Annotated in this window: 14 protein-coding genes; 7 read left to right on the top strand and 7 right to left on the bottom strand. The window is 65.0% G+C overall.

The window, feature by feature from the left end; genetic code table 11:
- The first annotated feature begins 93 nt into the window (after positions 1–93).
- Both C8D78_RS04025 and C8D78_RS04020 read left to right on the top strand, forming a co-directional pair.
- Positions 94–1,368, top strand: a complete 1,275-nt coding sequence (locus tag C8D78_RS04025; protein ID WP_208641875.1) for an MFS transporter — start codon at positions 94–96, stop codon at positions 1,366–1,368.
- Positions 1,369–1,461: 93 nt separating this feature from the next.
- On the top strand, positions 1,462–1,761 hold the full coding sequence (locus C8D78_RS04020; RefSeq protein WP_120950539.1) for a hypothetical protein: 300 nt from the start codon (positions 1,462–1,464) through the stop codon (positions 1,759–1,761).
- 48 nt (positions 1,762–1,809) lie between these two features.
- Here the strand turns inward: C8D78_RS04020 and C8D78_RS04015 are convergent, their stop codons facing one another.
- On the bottom strand, positions 1,810–2,580 hold the full coding sequence (locus C8D78_RS04015; RefSeq protein WP_120950538.1) for a potassium channel family protein: 771 nt from the start codon (positions 2,578–2,580) through the stop codon (positions 1,810–1,812).
- A gap of 223 nt (positions 2,581–2,803) precedes the next feature.
- On the opposite strand from C8D78_RS04015, the gene C8D78_RS04010 reads away from it, so the two are divergent.
- The 5 genes from C8D78_RS04010 (at position 2,804) to C8D78_RS03990 (ending at position 9,779) form a co-directional block, all read left to right on the top strand.
- Positions 2,804–3,667: an MIP/aquaporin family protein gene (locus tag C8D78_RS04010; protein WP_120950537.1), complete on the top strand. Its 864-nt coding sequence runs from the start codon at positions 2,804–2,806 to the stop codon at positions 3,665–3,667.
- Between the two features lie 132 nt (positions 3,668–3,799).
- Positions 3,800–5,356, top strand: coding sequence for an APC family permease (locus tag C8D78_RS04005; protein ID WP_120950536.1), 1,557 nt, complete (start codon positions 3,800–3,802; stop codon positions 5,354–5,356).
- On the top strand, positions 5,353–6,588 hold the full coding sequence (locus C8D78_RS04000; RefSeq protein WP_120950535.1) for a saccharopine dehydrogenase family protein: 1,236 nt from the start codon (positions 5,353–5,355) through the stop codon (positions 6,586–6,588). The genes C8D78_RS04005 and C8D78_RS04000 overlap by 4 nt, the downstream gene beginning before the upstream one ends.
- A 99-nt stretch (positions 6,589–6,687) precedes the next feature.
- Positions 6,688–8,619, top strand: coding sequence for a primary-amine oxidase (locus C8D78_RS03995; RefSeq protein ID WP_120950534.1), 1,932 nt, complete (start codon positions 6,688–6,690; stop codon positions 8,617–8,619).
- Positions 8,610–9,779: an alanine racemase gene (locus C8D78_RS03990; protein ID WP_244208228.1), complete on the top strand. Its 1,170-nt coding sequence runs from the start codon at positions 8,610–8,612 to the stop codon at positions 9,777–9,779. The genes C8D78_RS03995 and C8D78_RS03990 overlap by 10 nt, the downstream gene beginning before the upstream one ends.
- 196 nt (positions 9,780–9,975) lie before the next feature.
- On the opposite strand, the gene deoC is transcribed toward C8D78_RS03990, so the two are convergent.
- The 6 genes from deoC to C8D78_RS03960 form a co-directional block, all read right to left on the bottom strand.
- Positions 9,976–10,644, bottom strand: a complete 669-nt coding sequence (deoC, locus tag C8D78_RS03985; RefSeq protein ID WP_120950533.1) for a deoxyribose-phosphate aldolase — start codon at positions 10,642–10,644, stop codon at positions 9,976–9,978.
- A gap of 22 nt (positions 10,645–10,666) precedes the next feature.
- Positions 10,667–12,670, bottom strand: a complete 2,004-nt coding sequence (locus C8D78_RS03980) for an ABC transporter permease/substrate-binding protein (RefSeq protein WP_120950532.1) — start codon at positions 12,668–12,670, stop codon at positions 10,667–10,669.
- Positions 12,667–14,157 (bottom strand): sugar ABC transporter ATP-binding protein, encoded by a 1,491-nt coding sequence (locus C8D78_RS03975; protein ID WP_120950531.1) that lies wholly within the window; start codon positions 14,155–14,157, stop codon positions 12,667–12,669. The genes C8D78_RS03980 and C8D78_RS03975 overlap by 4 nt, the downstream gene beginning before the upstream one ends.
- 1 nt (position 14,158) lies before the next feature.
- Complete coding sequence (gene rbsD, locus C8D78_RS03970; protein WP_120950530.1) at positions 14,159–14,563, bottom strand: D-ribose pyranase; 405 nt, start codon at positions 14,561–14,563, stop codon at positions 14,159–14,161.
- Positions 14,564–14,626: 63 nt separating this feature from the next.
- Entirely contained in the window at positions 14,627–15,598 is a 972-nt protein-coding gene (locus C8D78_RS03965) for a ribokinase (RefSeq protein ID WP_120950529.1), read from the bottom strand.
- 33 nt (positions 15,599–15,631) lie between these two features.
- Positions 15,632–16,672 (bottom strand): LacI family DNA-binding transcriptional regulator, encoded by a 1,041-nt coding sequence (locus C8D78_RS03960; RefSeq protein WP_120950528.1) that lies wholly within the window; start codon positions 16,670–16,672, stop codon positions 15,632–15,634.
- Between the last annotated feature and the right edge of the window lie 59 nt (positions 16,673–16,731).

Raw genomic sequence — 16,731 nt, 5'->3', positions numbered from 1 at the left:
GCCGGAAGACGTCAACGTCATCTGGCGCGCGCAGACGCGGCAGACGAGAATGGGCTCGTGCTTCCCCCTCGCTCTGGCGGGGGCGGCGACGTGATGAACGCCTCCGCCCGAAAGATTCAGCGCATCTATCTGACGTTGACGCTGGGCAATACCCTTGCGGCCTCGTTCATCTGGGGGATCAACACCCTCTTCCTGCTCGACGCCGGACTGAGCAACCTTGAAGCCTTTGCCGCGAATGCCTTCTTCACGGCCGGTATGGTGCTGTTCGAGGTGCCTACCGGGGTGGTTGCCGACGCCTGGGGGCGCCGCGTTTCTTTCCTGCTGGGCACCTTGACTCTGGCCGGATCGACTTACCTCTACTACCTGCTGTGGCAATTTTCCGCCCCGTTCTGGTGGTGGGCGGTGGTATCGGTCCTGCTCGGCCTGGGCTTCACCTTCTTCTCCGGTGCGGTCGAGGCCTGGCTGGTCGATGCCTTGCGCTTCTCGGGCTATGACGGCGGGATGGAGACGGTACTGGGGCGGGGGCAGATGGTCTCCGGCTTCGCGATGCTCGTCGGCTCGGTGGCCGGCGGTGTGATCGCGCAAGCGACCAATCTGGGCGTGCCGTTCCTGCTCCGCGTGGGCGTGCTGTTGGCCATGTTCGCGGTGGCCTTCGGGCTCATGCACGACGTCGGGTTCACTCCGGAAGGCTCCACCCATCCCGTTCAGGCGACCCGGGCCGTGCTGGCTGCCTCGATCGAAAACGGCTTGAAGAATCCGCCGGTACGTTATGTGATGCTGGCCGCGCCCTTCACCGCCGGCGTCGGGATCTACGTGTTCTACGCCCTGCAACCGTATCTGCTCGAGCTGTTCGGGGACCCTCACGCCTATTCGGTCGCGGGGCTCGCGGCGGCGATCGTGGCCGGGGCGCAGGTTTTCGGCGGCTGGATGGCGCCCCGGGTCCGGCGCCTTGTGCGTAAACGGACCACCGTGTTGATTGTGAGCAGCGTGCTGGACGCGGCAATCCTGGCCGTGCTCGGATTCACCCAGGTGTTCTGGGCTGCCCTGGTGCTGCTGGCGCTCTGGGCCCTTGTTTCTTCGGCGGGAATCCCGGTGCGGCAGGCCTACCTGAACGACATGATTGCCTCGAAGCAACGGGCCACGGTGCTCAGCTTCGACTCCCTCATGGGATCGAGCGGCGGTGTGGTGGTGCAGCCGGTGCTCGGCCGGGCCGCGGATCTGTACGGCTACCCGGCATCGCTGGCGATCGGGGGCGGAATCGAGTTGATCGCGGTGCCCTTCCTGCTGGCGAGCCGCCGGCAGCGCCACCAGGCCGATGCTGCCAGCGCCCCGACCAGCACGACGAACACCGACTCCCAGCCGGCGTAGGCGCCGTCGGACTGTCCCTGCTGCGCGAGCCTTACTTTGCGGGGCCTTCCGGCCCTAGAGTTAGGCGTGTAACACCGTCGACAGGAGCGCCCAGTGATTACCTTGCAGATCGAGCACCAGGTCCGGGACTTCGACATGTGGAGGAGGGCGTTTGACAGTGATCCGCTCAACCGTGCCGCGTCAGGGGTCCGGTCATACCGGATCTCGCGTCCGCTGGACCAGCAGGATTATGTGATGCTGGAGATGGATTTCGAGACGCAGGAGGCGGCCGTAAACTTCCTGGGCCGGCTGCAGAACGACACGTGGAAAACCGGCGTGACGGCGCCGTCGTTGGTCGGCGAGCCATCGACCAGAATCATAGAAACGGTGTCCATCGAAAAGGTGGGTCCCTAAGCCGCGCCGCGAGTCGGCGTCGGGCGCACCCGGTGGCCGGTGCCGTTCCTAGCGCGGTTCCTGGCCGGCCGTTCCATCCTCCGGATTACTGTCGACTGCGTTCGTGCTCCGGGCCAGCTGGTCATGGAGCCTGGTGATCTGGGCTGTGAGGCGGGCAATCTCTTCGTCCCTGCTGAGGTTGTTGGCCTTGCTACGTCCGCTGGTTGCGGCTGTCACGCTCTCAACCAGCCATGAGGACACCGCTGCTGTCACCATGCTCAGTACTGCAAACCCGCCGACCATCAGCGCGGCCGCAGCCCATCGGCCCGGAACGGTTACGGGGTAATAATCGCCATAGCCGATCGTTGTGATCGTGACCACCGCCCACCACAGGGAGTCGCCCATTGTGGTGATGTTCGCGTTCGGGGCGCCCTTTTCGAAACTGAGGACGCTCAGCGCGACGGTATAGATCAACAAAATGGCGGAGACAATGACGTAGGCCATGACGCGCGTCCTGATGGCAGTGCCCGGGGCCCGTTCCATGACCCTGCGCAAAGTGAAGGGACGCAGGAGCCGCAAGGGCCGGGCGACAGGGAGCGCCACCATGAGCAGGTCCATGGGATGGCGGATGAACCATCTGCCCCGCTGGGGTGCCAGCAGCAGCTTCACGATGTAGTCGATGCCGAATGCAATCCACGTTGCCCAGATGACTAGCGTCAGCGCGGCGGCGTAGGGGTCAGGGGGATCGACAATGACCAGAACGGAGTAGGCGGCAAGGAAAAGAAAGGCCGCGCCCACCAGGGGCCACTCCGAGTACTTTTGCCACGTTTCTTGCGTCATGGCTGAATCGTAGGACTTTGTCCGGCGGATGTCCGCACGAATTTGAAGGCTGGGAGGGCCACAGTTGAGGACGCGGGCCGGCGGCCCAGCAGCTCGTGGCCGGCCGCCCGCGCACCGCTGACAACCGGCCCCGGCAGCGGTACATTAAGGTTCTCAGGTGCGGCCCGCTCTGTGCTGACAGATTGGCGCGGCACGATTCCAGAACCGGCGGAGGCGACACGCCATGGCGGAAAATCAGGGCAAAGACGGAAGCGGAAGCGTTGGCTCGGGCGATGACCGGGCGCACAACCACAACCTCGCCAGCGAACTAGGAAATGTCGAGCAGAACATCCTGCTGCGAATCCAGGACTTCAACGATCCGCGGCAGGAATGGCGGCGCCTGTTTTCGGAGCTTTATGGCACATTCCTGCTCGTCATCGTCGCCGCCGGGGGCGGGATGATGAGCCAGGCATTCCCTGGTGTCATCAGCCGCACGGCGGCGGTGGTTGCCCCTGGCCTGATGGTGATGGGCATCATCCTGTTCATGGGCAAGATCTCGGGCGCGCACCTGAACCCTGCCGTGAGCATCGCGTTCGCGCTTCGCGGAGACTTCCCGTGGCGCCGGGTGCCGGGCTATATCGTCGTTCAGCTGATCGGGGCAACCCTGGCCTGTCTGTTGCTGCAGGCCGTGATCGGCGTGTCCGCCACTTATGGTTCCAACTATCCGGCGGCGGAGTATACGGCCGGCGCCGCGTTCTGGATGGAGGCCCTGCTGACGCTGGTGCTGGTCAGCGTCATCCTGGGAACCGCGTCCGGGGCGCAGAATGTCGGGTTGCTGGGCGCGTTCGGGGTGGGCGCGTACATTGCCGTCGCGGGCCTGTGGGGCAGTCCGATTTCCGGCACTTCGATGAATCCGGCACGAACGTTCGGGCCCGATCTCGCCAGCGGCAATTTCACCGACTACTGGGTGTACGTCGCCGGGCCGCTGGCCGGCGCAGTAGTCGCCGTCGGCATCGCGTTCCTCCTGCGTGGCGCGGGCGGCGGCAGGTCGGGTTCCGGAGCAGCACAGGGAGCACTCTTCACGGAAGCCGCCAAGGAAAAGGAGTAGTCCGCCCTCTTGCGGGGAATCTCTTGAGGCTGGATTATGTGCATTGTTACCCGGGGGTATCCCGTTCCTCTTTGGGTAAGTGCTTAACTCCAGCTATGCCGGCGCTGCCGGTTTCCTCGGTAGGGAGAAAATATGGCAAGCACCGTTCATTCTGGGGCCAAGGAAGTCGACAGCAAGGGGCTGAAAGGCGGCGCGCTCGGGCTCCTATCGAGCGTGGTCGTCGGTGTCGCATCCACGGCCCCGGCCTACAGCCTCGCGGCCAGCCTGGGATTCATCGTCGTCGGCGGCACTCTCTTCGCAGGGGTGAAGGCGCCCGGCATCGTCCTGTTGGCCTTCATCCCCATGTACCTCATCGCGGTTGCTTACCAGGAACTGAATAAGGCGGAGCCGGACTGCGGCACAACCTTTACGTGGGCGGCACGTGCGTTTGGCCCGGTCGCCGGCTGGATGGGTGGCTGGGGAATTATCATCGCCGACGTGATCGTCATGTCCAACCTGGCTCAGATCGCCGGCGCGTATTCGTTCACTTTTGTGGGCGGATTCGGGCTGCCGGGAATCGCGGAACTGGCTAACAACGTCGTTGCCACAACGATTGCGGGCCTGGCGTGGATCGCCGTGATGACCTGGATCTGCTACCGGGGCATCGAGATCACGGCCCGGGTGCAGTACGTGCTGCTCTCCTTTGAGATCATCATCCTGATATTTTTCGCGGTCTTCGCGCTGGTCAAGGTCTATTCGGGAACCGCCGAGCCGTACTCCCTCGTCCCGCAATGGGACTGGTTCAATCCGTTCACGCTCGACTTTGGCCAGACTATTGCCCCGGCAATGTTGACCGCGATTTTCATCTATTGGGGTTGGGACAGCGCGGTCTCGGTGAATGAGGAGACGAAGGACCCCGACAAGACCCCAGGGCGCGCGGCGATCATCAGCACGTTTCTCCTGTTGGCCACCTATGCCATCGTGACGGTCGCCGCCGTGGCCTTCGCCGGCGTCGGCGACTCCGGCATCGGGCTGGCCAACCCGGACAACTCGGCCGACGTATTTTCGGCCATCGGACCGACACTGTTCGGCGAGGGACCGGTGGGATCGATCCTCATGACACTTCTCGGGTTCTCCATCCTGACATCGGCGTCCGCCTCGACGCAGACCACCATCCTTCCGACAGCGCGCACGTCGCTCTCGATGGCGGTCCACAAGGCGATCCCGGAAAGGTTCGCGCGGATCCATACGCAGTACCTGACGCCGACGTGGTCCACCATCGGTATGGGCGTCATTTCCGCGTTCTTCTTCCTCGTTTTCACGTTCATCAGCCCGTCGCTTCTTCTCGCCCTGATCGGATCGATCGGGTTGATGATCGCGTTCTACTACGGCCTGACAGGCCTTGCCTGCGTATGGTTCTATCGCAAGACACTCACGTCGTCGTTCCGGAATTTCATCATGCGCGGACTCTTCCCGTTGGCCGGCAGCGTCATGCTGGCGGCCGTCTTTATCTACGGTCTGTCCAACTTCGCCCAGCCTGATTGGCTGAAAGACGCAAGCGGCAACAATGTGACGATCTTCGGTATCGGGGCCGAGGCCGTCGTGGGCATCGGCGGCCTGCTGATTGGCGCCGTGCTCATGGGGATCTGGTGGATCCGGAAGCCGGACTTCTTCCGCGGCTGGACGCTGCCCCGGCGTGCAGACAAATGAGAATCCTCTGCATAGGCGCCGGCGGGGTGGGCGGAGCAGCGGCCGGCATCGCGGCACGGCGGAGTTTCTTCGAGGCATTTGTCGTCGCCGACTACGATCCGGCGCGAGCGGAATCTGTGGTGCAGACCGTTCCTCTTGAATTGAGGCAGCGCTTCAAGGCGGTGTCGTTGGACGCCTCGAGTGCGGCGGCCGTTGCGGATGCCGTTCGACAGCACGGCATCACGCACGTCTTCAACGCCGTTGATCCCCGCTTCGTAATGCCAATCTTTGAAGGCGCCGCGAAGGCCGGGGCATCGTACCTGGATATGGCCATGTCGCTCTCGACGCCGCATCCAGAGCTGCCGTATCAACTCCCAGGCGTGAAGCTGGGTGACCTCCAATTTGAACGGGCGGGCGAATGGGAAGCCGCCGGCCGCCTTGCTTTGGTGGGAATGGGTGTCGAACCGGGCTTGTCGGATGTGTTTGCGGCCTATGCCAAGGAATTCCTGTTCTCAGAGATTGAGGAATTGGCCGTTCGGGACGGGGCAAACCTGCAGGTTGAAGGATATGGCTTTGCCCCTTCGTTCTCGATTTGGACCACAATTGAAGAATGCCTGAATCCGCCAGTCATATACTCGGCCGAGCATGGCTGGCGGACCACGGAACCGTTTAGCGAACCTGAATTGTTCGACTTCCCTGAAGGGATTGGGCCAGTCGAATGCGTCAATGTGGAGCACGAGGAAGTCCTCCTCATGCCGCGATGGATCGATGCGAAAAGGGTGAACTTCAAGTACGGCCTCGGCAACGAATTTATCGACGTGCTCAAGGTTCTTCACAAGCTTGGCCTCGACTCCACCAAACCGGTGAACGTTAAAGGAGCGCTGGTCAGTCCGCGGGACGTTGTTGCAGCGTGCCTGCCGGACCCTGCCACCCTCGGCCCCAACATCACGGGCAAGACGTGCGCCGGGGTCCTGGTACGGGGCACGGACAAGGAGGGCCGCCCACGAAGTTCGTATCTCTACCATGTGGCCGACAACGCGTGGACCATGGCGAATTACTCCAGCCAATGTGTAGTTTGGCAAACGGCCATCAATCCCGTCATTGCTCTCGAGCTGCTCGCCGCCGGGACCTGGGCAGGGGCAGGCGTCCTGGGACCTGAAGCCTTTCCGTCCAAGCCCTTCCTGGATTTGATGGCCGCCCCCGAGCCCGAAGGCTATGGCTCACCGTGGCATATCCGGGAGGAACCAAACTAAGCCCCGCGGACCGTTGCTTCCCGAGAATTTCAGTACTAAACGGCCGGGCCCTTTTCCCGGCTGATCCGGATTTCGTCCAGATTCCCAAAGGAGAGCGCCATGAGAATTCCGGCCCAGTTTCATCCCTTGGATCCGCTAGGCGCGGACGAGTTCCGTGCAGCGGCAACGTTGCTCGCCGATGCGAAGGGCGTCACGTTTCCGGCGTGGCGGCTGGCAGCCATCGAGCTGATCGAGCCGGACAAGGCCGCCGTCGAGGCCTTCGAAGCCGCTCCCGATGGAGCCGCTCCCGATCGCATCGTGGGCGTGAACTGCTTCGAACGGTCCTCAAACAACACCTACCAGGCACGGCTATCCCTGACCCGCGGGGTTGTCATCTCTTTCACCCATATCCCTGGAGTGCAGGCGAACATGACCGTCGACGAGTGGGAAGAAGCTGACGAAGCGCTGCGCAGCCACCCGCGGGTGATCGCTGCGCTTGCCAAGCGCGGCATCACCGATTTGTCTCTGGTGTTCATGGATGTTTGGACCTACGGCCTGATGATGATCCCGGAACGGTACCAGGGCCGCAGGATCGGCTGGTCCGATACCTGGGTCCGTGCGCGTTCGGGCGCAAACCCCTATGCCGGGCCGGTCAACGGCTTCCATTGCATCATTGACCTGGCCACGATGGAGCTACTGGACGTTGAGGACACCTTTGCGGTCGACCCTCCAGAGATCATGGGCGAATATGTCCCCGCCATGATCCCGGAGCGGCTTCGAAACGCAAGCACCCGTGAGCCGGTGAAGCCGCTGGAGATTGCCCAGCCCGACGGCGTTTCCTTCCGTTTCGACGGCAACAGGATCAGCTGGCAGAACTGGTCCATGAGAATCGGGTTCAATTATCGCGAAGGCCTGACCCTTCACCGGGTCAGCTACCGGGACGCGGGCCGCGAGCGGCCGATCGCCAACCGGCTGTCCTTCGCCGAAATGGCCGTTCCCTACCGGGATCCGAGCGAGGACCACTACCGCCGCACAGCGTTCGACGTCGGCGAATGGGGCCTGGGGTTCATGACGACGTCGCTGGAACTGGGCTGCGACTGTCTCGGGGAAGTGCGGTATCTGGACGCGGTCATGCACAATTCGGCGGGGGAGCCGTACACCATTAAGAACGCCATCTGCGTCCACGAAGAGGACGCCGCGGTGTTGTGGAAGCACATGGACCACGATGGCAGTGTTGAGGTGCGCCGCATGCGTCGGCTGGTGGTCTCGTTCCACGTCACGGTGGCCAACTACGAATACCTCGTCTACTGGCGCTTCTACCAGGACGGGAACATTGAGTGCGAGGTGAGGGCCACGGGCATCATGGTGGTCAGCTACTTCGCCGAAGGCCAGGAGCACCCGAGCGGAACGCTTGTGGACAACCGGACCTACGCGCCCTTCCACCAGCACTTCCTGGTGGCCCGGCTCGATCTGGACATCGACGGCACCGCCAACACGGTCTACCGCTCGGAAACCGAGATGGTCCCGATGGGTCCGGATAATCCCTACGGGCTCGCCCTGCACCAGAAGAAGACCCCCATCACCACCGAGGGCCACGATGACTATTCCTGGGAGACCCAGCGCACCTGGGCCGTGACGAACGACAATTCGGCTAACGGACTTGGGACCCGGGTGTCGTACAAGCTGGTGCCCGGCGCGTCGTTCCCCTCGTTTTTCGATCCGGCATCCCCGGTGTTCCAACGCGCGGAAGTGGTCGGCCACACGGTGTGGGTGACGCCCAACGATCCCGACGAACGCTGGCCGGCGGGTGAGTTCGTGAATCAAGGGGCGGGCGGACTGGGCATGCCCGAATGGGTACGGCAGGGCCGGTCCGTGGAAAATACCGACGTCGTCGTTTGGTACGTCTTCGGCATTCATCACATCCCGCGGCCGGAGGAGTGGCCGGTCATGCCGGTCGACACTGTCGCATTCTGGCTCAAGCCCGTGGGTTTCTTCGACCGGAACCCGGCGCTGGACGTCGAGCCGGCCCCGGAGGCCGACGAGTGCCACTGACAACGCCAAAGCTCCCCGCCGGCCCGGCGTATCCGCAGCTGCGGCTCAACAGTGTTGCCCTCGAGAACAATATCCGGGTCATGGCGGTCTGGTGCCGTGAGCGGGGCGTGGATCTCGCCCCGCATGTCAAGACGACCATGTCGGCACCGATCATCGAGCGTCAGCTGGCTGCCGGTGCGGTGGGCCTCACCGTCGCCACCGTGGATCAAGTTGCCTCAGTACTGGCGTGGGGACATGACCGCGTTCTCGTCGCCAATGAGATCGTGGACACGTTCGGACTGCTGCGCATCCGCGCGTGGCTGGAGGAAGATCCGGACCGGGAAATCCGTTGTTTCGTCGATTCGGAGGCCGGAATCAAGGCCGCGGCGGCGGCGTTCGACGGCGGGCCGGTGGCCCTTGAGGTGCTGATCGACGTCGGAACGCCCGGCGGACGTACGGGAGTGCGCAGCGTGCGCGAGGGCCTGCACCTGGCCGGGTTGGTCCAGGCCACGCCGGGCGTGAAGCTTGCCGGCGTTGCCGGGTACGAAGGCGTCGTGCCCAACAGCAGGGCCGAGGACACGGTGGCAGCGGTTGACCGGCATTGCCGGCTGGTCCGGGACGTGTATCTGGAAACGGCGCAGTTCTTTGAGACAGCCGCCCCCATCTATTCAATGGGCGGGTCTGCATTCCCGGACCGCGTCGTGGAGTTCCTTCCTGGCGGTGGCCAGGTCCCTGGAACCAGGACTATTCTCCGATCAGGGTGCTACGTTACCCACGATCACGGCACGTACGCCGCCGTCAGCCCCGTTCCGGGCCTCATTCCGGCGCTTTCCGTGCGCGCCGTCGTCCTGTCCATCCCTGAAGAGGGCATCGCCGTCGTCGGTGCGGGCAAACGGGATCTTCCGTACGACGCCGGACTGCCGACCCTCTTGTCTGCCCGCACGGCGGACGGCCACACAAAGCATGGTGCAACCGCAGCGGTGCGAAATCTCTTCGACCACCACGCAGTCCTTACCGGCGTGACCGCTCTGGAGGTCACCGATACCGTGGATCTCGGGATATCCCATCCCTGTTCCGCGTTTGATCGCTGGCCCGAGTACGTCGTCACGGACGGGGGCGGCCAGGGCATTGACGTGTGGCGCACCGACTTCCGCCGGGCGTCCCTGGCGGTTCCTTCCTGAGCACCGGCGGCGGTCCACGATCCGGGCGCCTGCCTCGCCCGCCGTTGAACCCCGGGATTCCGCGCCGGCAACGGACTCGTGACGCGGAAAAGGTCCGGCGCTGGGGGAATCCCCGTAGTGCCGGACCTTTTACGCGTCGCCGGTCCGAAAACGCCGCGAAGTCACACGATTCAGAACGGTCGAGTGCGATCTACGCTCAGTAGCCGGTGCTGCGTCCGCCGCTGAGGACCTCAGCGGTGCCGGAGAGCCCCAGCCGGGTGGCGCCGGCGGTGATCATCGCCTGCGCGGTAGCCCAGTCACGGATTCCGCCGGACGCCTTGACGCCGAGGCGCGGGGCAACAGTCCGTGCCATTAGCTCCACTGCGTGCACCGTGGCGCCGCCATCCGGGTGGAAGCCCGTGGACGTCTTCACGAAATCGGCTCCGGCGCTTTCGGCGGCCGCGCAGCAGCGCACGATCTGCTCATCGGTCAGCGCCGCGGTCTCGAGGATGACCTTGAGCACGGTGGGGGCCGGGACGGCCTCTCGGACGGCCGCGATGTCCCGTTCGACGGCGTCGAAGTCACCCGCGCGGGCCGCGCCGACGTCGATGACCATGTCGATCTCGTCGGCCCTGTTGCGCACCGCATCACGGGCCTCGGCCGCTTTGACGCTGCTGTGGTGTTTGCCCGACGGGAAACCGCACACGGCGGTGACCCGTGTACTGGTGGCGGACAGTGGAAGCATCGACGGCGAGACGCACACCGAGTAGGCGCCAAGCCGGGCAGCTTCGACGGCAGCGTCTTCGGCTTCGGCGCGGGTTCCCGTGGATTGCAGGAACGTATGGTCCACCATCGCGGCCAGGCCGGCCGCAGTCAGTTCAGTCATGGTTCTCCTTGGATCCGTGGGGTTACTTGCAGGTGGCGAGGTCGCCGATGCCGCGCAGGTACGAGCAGAACTTGTCGACGCCGCTCCCGGTAACCAGCTGGCCCTGTAGCACCCGTGACTCTTCGACCTTCTGGCCGGTGGCGACGGCATGGCCGATCTTGGCGACTTCCTGGCCCAGGGCAAACGGGGACTCGGCGTTCGTGGCGTACATCTCGCCGCTCTTCACTGCGGCCAAAGCGTCGCCGATGCCGTCGTTTCCGACGATCTTGATCGTGGACAGCAGGCCCCGCGACTTCACGGCCGCTACCGCGCCGAGCGCCATTTCATCGTTGGCGCCATAGATACCGGTGATGCCCGGATTCGCCTGCAGGATGTTGGTGGTGACGTCCAGGGCCTTGCCACGGTCGAAGTCCGCGGACTGCACGGCCACAACATCGACGCCCGGGCATTCCTTCATTCCGGCCTTGAAGCCCTTGGAGCGGTCCCGGGCCACGCTGGTGCCGAGCAGTCCCTGGAGTTCAGCCACCTTGCCGGAGCCGCCGACCGCCTCGCAGAGCGCCTTGGCGCCGTTCTTGCCGGCCTGGACGGCGTCATAGCCGATGAAGGCGGCCAGCTTGCCCTGGTCCGGGACGCGGTCGAACGCAACCACGGGGACGTTGGCCTGGTTGGCCTTGACGGTAATCGATCCGCCGGCCTCGCTCGAAGTCGGGTCCAGGAGCAGAACGCCGGGCTTCTTGACCAGTGCGGTGGTGGCCTGGTTCAGCGAGGAGGTGTCGTTGTTGTTGGCGTTCTGCACGTCCAGGCTCACGCCCAGCTTGGCCGCCTGGTCCTTGGCGCCGCCACCGACGGAGACGAAGAACGGGTTGTTGAGCGTGGAAATGACCAAGGTGGCCGACTTTTGCTGGGCTGCGGCGCTTCCGCCGTCGGCGCCGCGGACGGCCGTGGTGATGCCGGCACCGACCACGAGCAGGCCCACCACGGAGAGCATGGCAACCTTCGGGAGGAGCGGTGCCGGTGCGTCCGCCCCGGTGGCGGACGCCGTCGACGGTCCTGCTGCCGGTGCCGCCACCTTGGCCGGACCGGCGCGGAAGATGCGCATCAGGACCCCGGAGTTCCGGTCCACGAAGACGGCCAGCAGGATGACGGCGCCCTTGACGACGCTTTGCAGGAACGGGGAGACGTTGAGCAGGTTGAGGCCGTTGTCGATCATTGCCAGCAGGACGGCGCCTACCAGAGTGCCGAGCAACGCGCCGCGTCCGCCGGAGAGGCTGGTGCCGCCGATGATCACGGCGGCAATGGCGGCGAGCTCGAGGCCGGTGCCCGCGGTGGGCTGGGCGGTGCCGAGCCGTGCCGTCAGGATGAAGCCTGCGGTGGCGGCGAGGACGCCGGAGATCATGAAGGCCACGATCTTGACCCGGTCCGTGCTGATGCCGGCGAGGCGTGCGGCGTCGGCGTTGTCGCCGGTGGCGTAGAGCTCACGGCCATACCGGGTGCGGGCCAGGACGTAGCCGAACAGCACGCCGAGGACCAACATGATCCAGATGGGGGTGGGGATGCCGAGGAGATTGCCCTGGCCCAGGGCCAGGAACATTCCGTCGGTGACCTTCACCGGGTTGCCCTGGGAGAACTGCAGCGTCAGCCCGGCAAAGATGGACATCGTGGCCAAAGTCGCGATGAATGAGGGCATCTTGGCCTTGGTGACGAGTACACCGTTGATCAGGCCTGCCAGCGCGCCGACGGCGAGGCCCGCGGCCAGCCCGGCCACCGGGCCGGACTGGCTGGTGACGCTGGCAGTGGTGATCGCGCTGAAGCCCAGCACCGCGCCGACGGAGAGATCGATCTCGGCGAGGATGATCACGTAGGTTTGTCCGGCGGCGATGAGGGCGACGACGGCGGCAGTGAGCAGTACATTGAGCATGTTGGAAGGCTGCAGGAAGAGCGGCGTGGCGAAGACGAGCGCTATCGCCACGAACGCGAGCATCCAGACGGCCCGAAGCTGGTCGTTGAACAGGGATATTTTTTTCATCGGGTTACGGTCTCCATTGCGTGTTCCAGGACTGACTGCTGGGTCAAGGCGTCGGAGGTCAGTTCAGCGTTGATGCTGCCTCCGCGCATGACCAGCACCCGGTCCGACATTTCGACTAGTTCGGGGAGGTCTGAAGAGACCAGGACGACGGCGACGCCTTGGGCGGCGACGTCGTTGATGATGGAATAGATCTCTGCCTTGGCGCCCACGTCTACGCCGCGGGTGGGTTCTTCCATCAGCAGGATCGCGGGGTTGCTCAGCAGGCAGCGGGCCAGGAGGACTTTCTGCTGGTTGCCGCCGGACAGGGTTCCCACGGCGTCGTCAACGCTGGTGCATTTGACGCTGAGCCGGGTGGAGATTTCCTGGCACCGGTCCCGCTCGCGCTTCAGGGCGACGATCCCGTTCCGGGTGATGGCGCCGAGGGTGGCCAGGGATTCGTTGTGCGAGATGGGCTGGGCCAGGGTGAGGCCCTCCGCCTGACGGTCCGGGGTCAGGTAGGCGACTCCGGCGTTGATGGCGTGCTGCGGGGATTTCAGGGCCAGCGGTTTGCCGTCGATGCTGACGGAGCCGGCCGCGTTCTCGAGTCCGAAAAGGGCCCGCAGCACCTCGCCCTTGCCGCTGCCCATGACGCCGCCGATGCCGAGCACTTCGCCGGCGTGGACTTTGAAGGACACGCCGTTGACGCCGGTCGATGCGAGGTCCTGGACGTCGAGCCGGACGCGGTCAGTGGCGTGGTGTTCCTTGGGGTAGAAGTTTTCCACCTCGCCGCCCACCATGGCGGCGACGACGCCGGCCTCGGTCAGTTCGGCCGCGGTTCCGGTCGTGGAGACGCGGCCGTCGCGCATCACGACGATGCGGTCGGACAGGGCGAAGACTTCGGGGAGCCGGTGGCTGATGTAGATGACCGCGACGCCTGCGGCCTGGATCTTGCGCACCTGGGCGAACAAGAGCTCGGATTCCCGGTCGTCCAGGGCCGCAGTGGGCTCATCGAGGATCAGCAGTTTCACCGAGTGGTTGAGGCAGCGTGCCAGCTGGACCAGCTGCTGCTGGCCGAAACTGAGCTTCCCCACGGGAAGGCGGGTGTCGACGTCGATCCCCACCTGGCTCAGCAGCTCTGCGGCGCGGGCGTGCATCCTGTCCTTGTTGACGAACAGTTTGCCGAACTCGCCGGTGCCGTCGTGGGCAAAGATGTTGGATGCGACGTCCAGCTGCGGGAAGAGGTTGTTCTTCAGCTCCTGGTAGATGACCTGGATGCCGGCCGCCATGGCGTCCTGCGGGCCGCTGAACTTCCGGACCTTGCCGTCGATGGAGAGTTCCCCGGAATCGGGCTGGTAGGCTCCCGCGATGATCCGGGTCAGGGTGGATTTGCCGGCCCCATTTTCGCCGACGAGGGAGACAATTTCGCCGGGGGCGATGCTGAGGTCGACGCCGCGGAGCACGCGGTTCGGCCCGAAGGACTTGGTGATGCCACTGAGGGTGACCGTCATGTCAGTACACCACCCCGGCCACGAGGATCACATTCGCGTAGGGGGTGAATTCACCGGAACGGACGGCCGCCTTGGACGACCTGCTCCGCTGCTTGAATTCAGTGTGCGGGACGAGTTCGAGCGGGATGCCGTGGCTGCCGAGTCGAGCTTTGAGGGCCTCGAGGAGTTCCGGACTCTGTTCGGCGATTTCCGACGCCGCGATGGCGCCCTCGGCCTGGACTTCGGCGAGGACGACGTCCAGGCACTCCAGGAAGCGCGGGACGTTCGGGCTCAGGGCGAGGTCGATTCGTTCGACGCCGGCCGGGATCGGCAGGCCTGCGTCGGTTACGACAAGCTCGTCGGTGTGGCCGAGTTCTGAGATGACCCGGGAGAGGGCCGCGTTGAGGGTACCGCTGTTCTTGCGCATTGTTGCTCCGCTGCGTTGAGGAGGGATGGGACCGATGTTTGTGGAGTGGGTGGGGGACCGCGGCTAACGCGTGACGGCCTGCCGTTGGAGAAAAATGTCGATGGCGTGGCGTTGGGGGAGACTCGGGCTGGCGCCGGCCACGGTGACGGCCAGCGCACCGCCGGCCATGGCACGGCGCAGGGACTGGTCCCAGTCGAGGCCTTCGGCCAGCGCGCTGCCCAGGACGCCGGCGAAGGCATCGCCCGCGGCCGTGGTGTCTACCGCGGTCACACTGAAGGGCTCCTGCATGGTCACCGCCGTGCTGTCCGCGGAAGTCCGTTCGACGACGACGGCGCCCGCGGCGGCGAGGGTGACGACGGCCCGCTGCACACCGCGGTCGGTGAACCAGCGCCCGGCGGCGATTGCGGATTCCCGGTCAGTGACGGCGATCCCGGTAATGAGTCTCGCTTCGGTCTCGTTGGGAGTGACGATGTCCACATGGGGCCAGAAGTCCGCGTCCAGGGCCTCGGCCGGTGCCGGGGCCGGGTCGAGGATGACAGTGATGCCGCGTGCCTTGCATTGGCGCGCCGCTTCGAGCGCCGATTCGTGCGGGATCTCCAGCTGGATGAGGGCGACACCCGCAGGATGCGCAATGCTGCCCAAGGACCGCCGGATGTGTCCCGGGCTGAGGCGGGAATTGGCCAGGGGGATCATGACGATGTCGTTTTCCGCCGAGGCGTCGACCCGGATGTGGGCGATGCCGGTGGGTCCCTCGGTCTTCAGCACGTGCTGGGTGTCGATCTTTTCCTCGGCCAGGGTTCCGAGCACGAGCTCGCTGAACGCGTCATCGCCCACGCAGCCGACGAGGGATACGTGGCTGCCGGCACGTGCCGCGGCCAGCGCTTGGTTGGCGCCTTTGCCGCCAAGGACCATTGTGAACGCATTGCCGAGCACAGTTTCGCCCCGCTGCGGCAGGCGATCGCTGAAACTGGTCAGGTCACAGGTGATGCTGCCGATCACCAGTACTTTCCCGTTTCCGGGCACAGCTGTAGTCATGGGGGTTCCTTAGGGGACGGAGTTGAGATGGGGTCAGTTGAAGGGAGGAGCGGCGCAGGATTGCCGGATGGTCAGGCTGACCGGCAATACTTTGTGCTCCAGCGGGGGCTGGTTGGTGCTGCCGAAATGTTCAATGCGCCTCAGGAGAAGGTCCGCAGCGGCATGGCCCTCGGCGATGGCGGGCCGTGAGATGACGGTGACCGGTGCGGGGAGCAGTTCGGCAAGGTCGAAGTCGTCAAAGCAGATGAAGGAGAGTTCCCGGGGGATTGACACCCCTGCTGCGTGCAATGCCAGCAGGGCGCCCTGGGCCATCGTGTTGTTGGCGACAAACAATGCCGTGATACCGGCGGCCCCGGCACCCGGGGCCGCCCCGATCTGGCCCTGCTGGATCAGTTCCTGGGCGGCGCGGCGGCCGAAGTCACGGCTGAATTCGCCGATTTTGATGGCTTCGACCGGGACGTCGACGCCTGCGGCGGCGAGGGTCGCCAGGAACGCCTGATGCCGGGCGCGGCCGGGAACCGTGTCCTGGCGGCCGCTGATGATGCCAATTCGGCGGTGGCCGAGGGACAGCAGGTAGTCCGCGGCAGCCTTGGCCCCGCTGGTGTTGTCCACGTTGACGAGGTCGAAGCCGGGTTCATCGCCCACGGACCGGTCGATCAGGACCACGGGCTTGTTCAGAGCAGCCAGCAGCCTGCGGGTCCGCTCTCCTTCCTCGGCAGGAACAATTGCGATGGCGTCGACAGCATCGACGAGGTTGCCCAGCAGTTCTGATTCCGCACTGAACTGCTCATCGCTGCTGGCGACGATGATGCGGAAGCCTTGGGTCATGAAGCGTTCCTCGATGCCGCGGACCAGGGCGGCGAAGTACGGGTTGGCGATGTCGGGGACGATGACCGCGATGCAGTGATGTTTGCCTAGGCGGAGCCCGCGGGCGCTGGCGTTGGGCCGGTAGCCGAGATCGCTGATGGCCTGCCGGATGGCCTCGGCGCTGCGGACGTTTTCGCCCGCCAGCATGCGGGACACGCTGGCGATTGAAACGCCGGCGAGCTTGGCCACGTCATGGATGGTTGCCATGGATGTGCTCTCCTTTGAGTCTGCCGGGTCCGTTGTGCCGGCCCTTGCGGGACCGTCCT

It is taken from the genome of Arthrobacter oryzae (assembly GCF_003634095.1).
GTDB lineage: Bacteria > Actinomycetota > Actinomycetes > Actinomycetales > Micrococcaceae > Arthrobacter > Arthrobacter oryzae.
The sequence above is the reverse complement of the archived record's forward strand: the minus strand, read 5'-3'. Positions and strand labels throughout refer to the sequence as shown.

Coding starts and splice junctions, on each gene's coding strand:
- C8D78_RS04025 (WP_208641875.1), top strand. CDS start 94: ATGAACGCCTCCGCCCGAAAGATTCAGCGCATCTATCTGACGTTGACG.
- C8D78_RS03975 (WP_120950531.1), bottom strand. CDS start 14,157: ATGACGGTCACCCTCAGTGGCATCACCAAGTCCTTCGGGCCGAACCGC.
- C8D78_RS03960 (WP_120950528.1), bottom strand. CDS start 16,672: ATGGCAACCATCCATGACGTGGCCAAGCTCGCCGGCGTTTCAATCGCC.
- rbsD (WP_120950530.1), bottom strand. CDS start 14,563: ATGCGCAAGAACAGCGGTACCCTCAACGCGGCCCTCTCCCGGGTCATC.
- C8D78_RS04000 (WP_120950535.1), top strand. CDS start 5,353: ATGAGAATCCTCTGCATAGGCGCCGGCGGGGTGGGCGGAGCAGCGGCC.
- C8D78_RS04015 (WP_120950538.1), bottom strand. CDS start 2,580: ATGACGCAAGAAACGTGGCAAAAGTACTCGGAGTGGCCCCTGGTGGGC.
- C8D78_RS04005 (WP_120950536.1), top strand. CDS start 3,800: ATGGCAAGCACCGTTCATTCTGGGGCCAAGGAAGTCGACAGCAAGGGG.
- C8D78_RS04010 (WP_120950537.1), top strand. CDS start 2,804: ATGGCGGAAAATCAGGGCAAAGACGGAAGCGGAAGCGTTGGCTCGGGC.
- C8D78_RS03980 (WP_120950532.1), bottom strand. CDS start 12,670: ATGAAAAAAATATCCCTGTTCAACGACCAGCTTCGGGCCGTCTGGATG.
- C8D78_RS03965 (WP_120950529.1), bottom strand. CDS start 15,598: ATGACTACAGCTGTGCCCGGAAACGGGAAAGTACTGGTGATCGGCAGC.
- C8D78_RS03995 (WP_120950534.1), top strand. CDS start 6,688: ATGAGAATTCCGGCCCAGTTTCATCCCTTGGATCCGCTAGGCGCGGAC.
- deoC (WP_120950533.1), bottom strand. CDS start 10,644: ATGACTGAACTGACTGCGGCCGGCCTGGCCGCGATGGTGGACCATACG.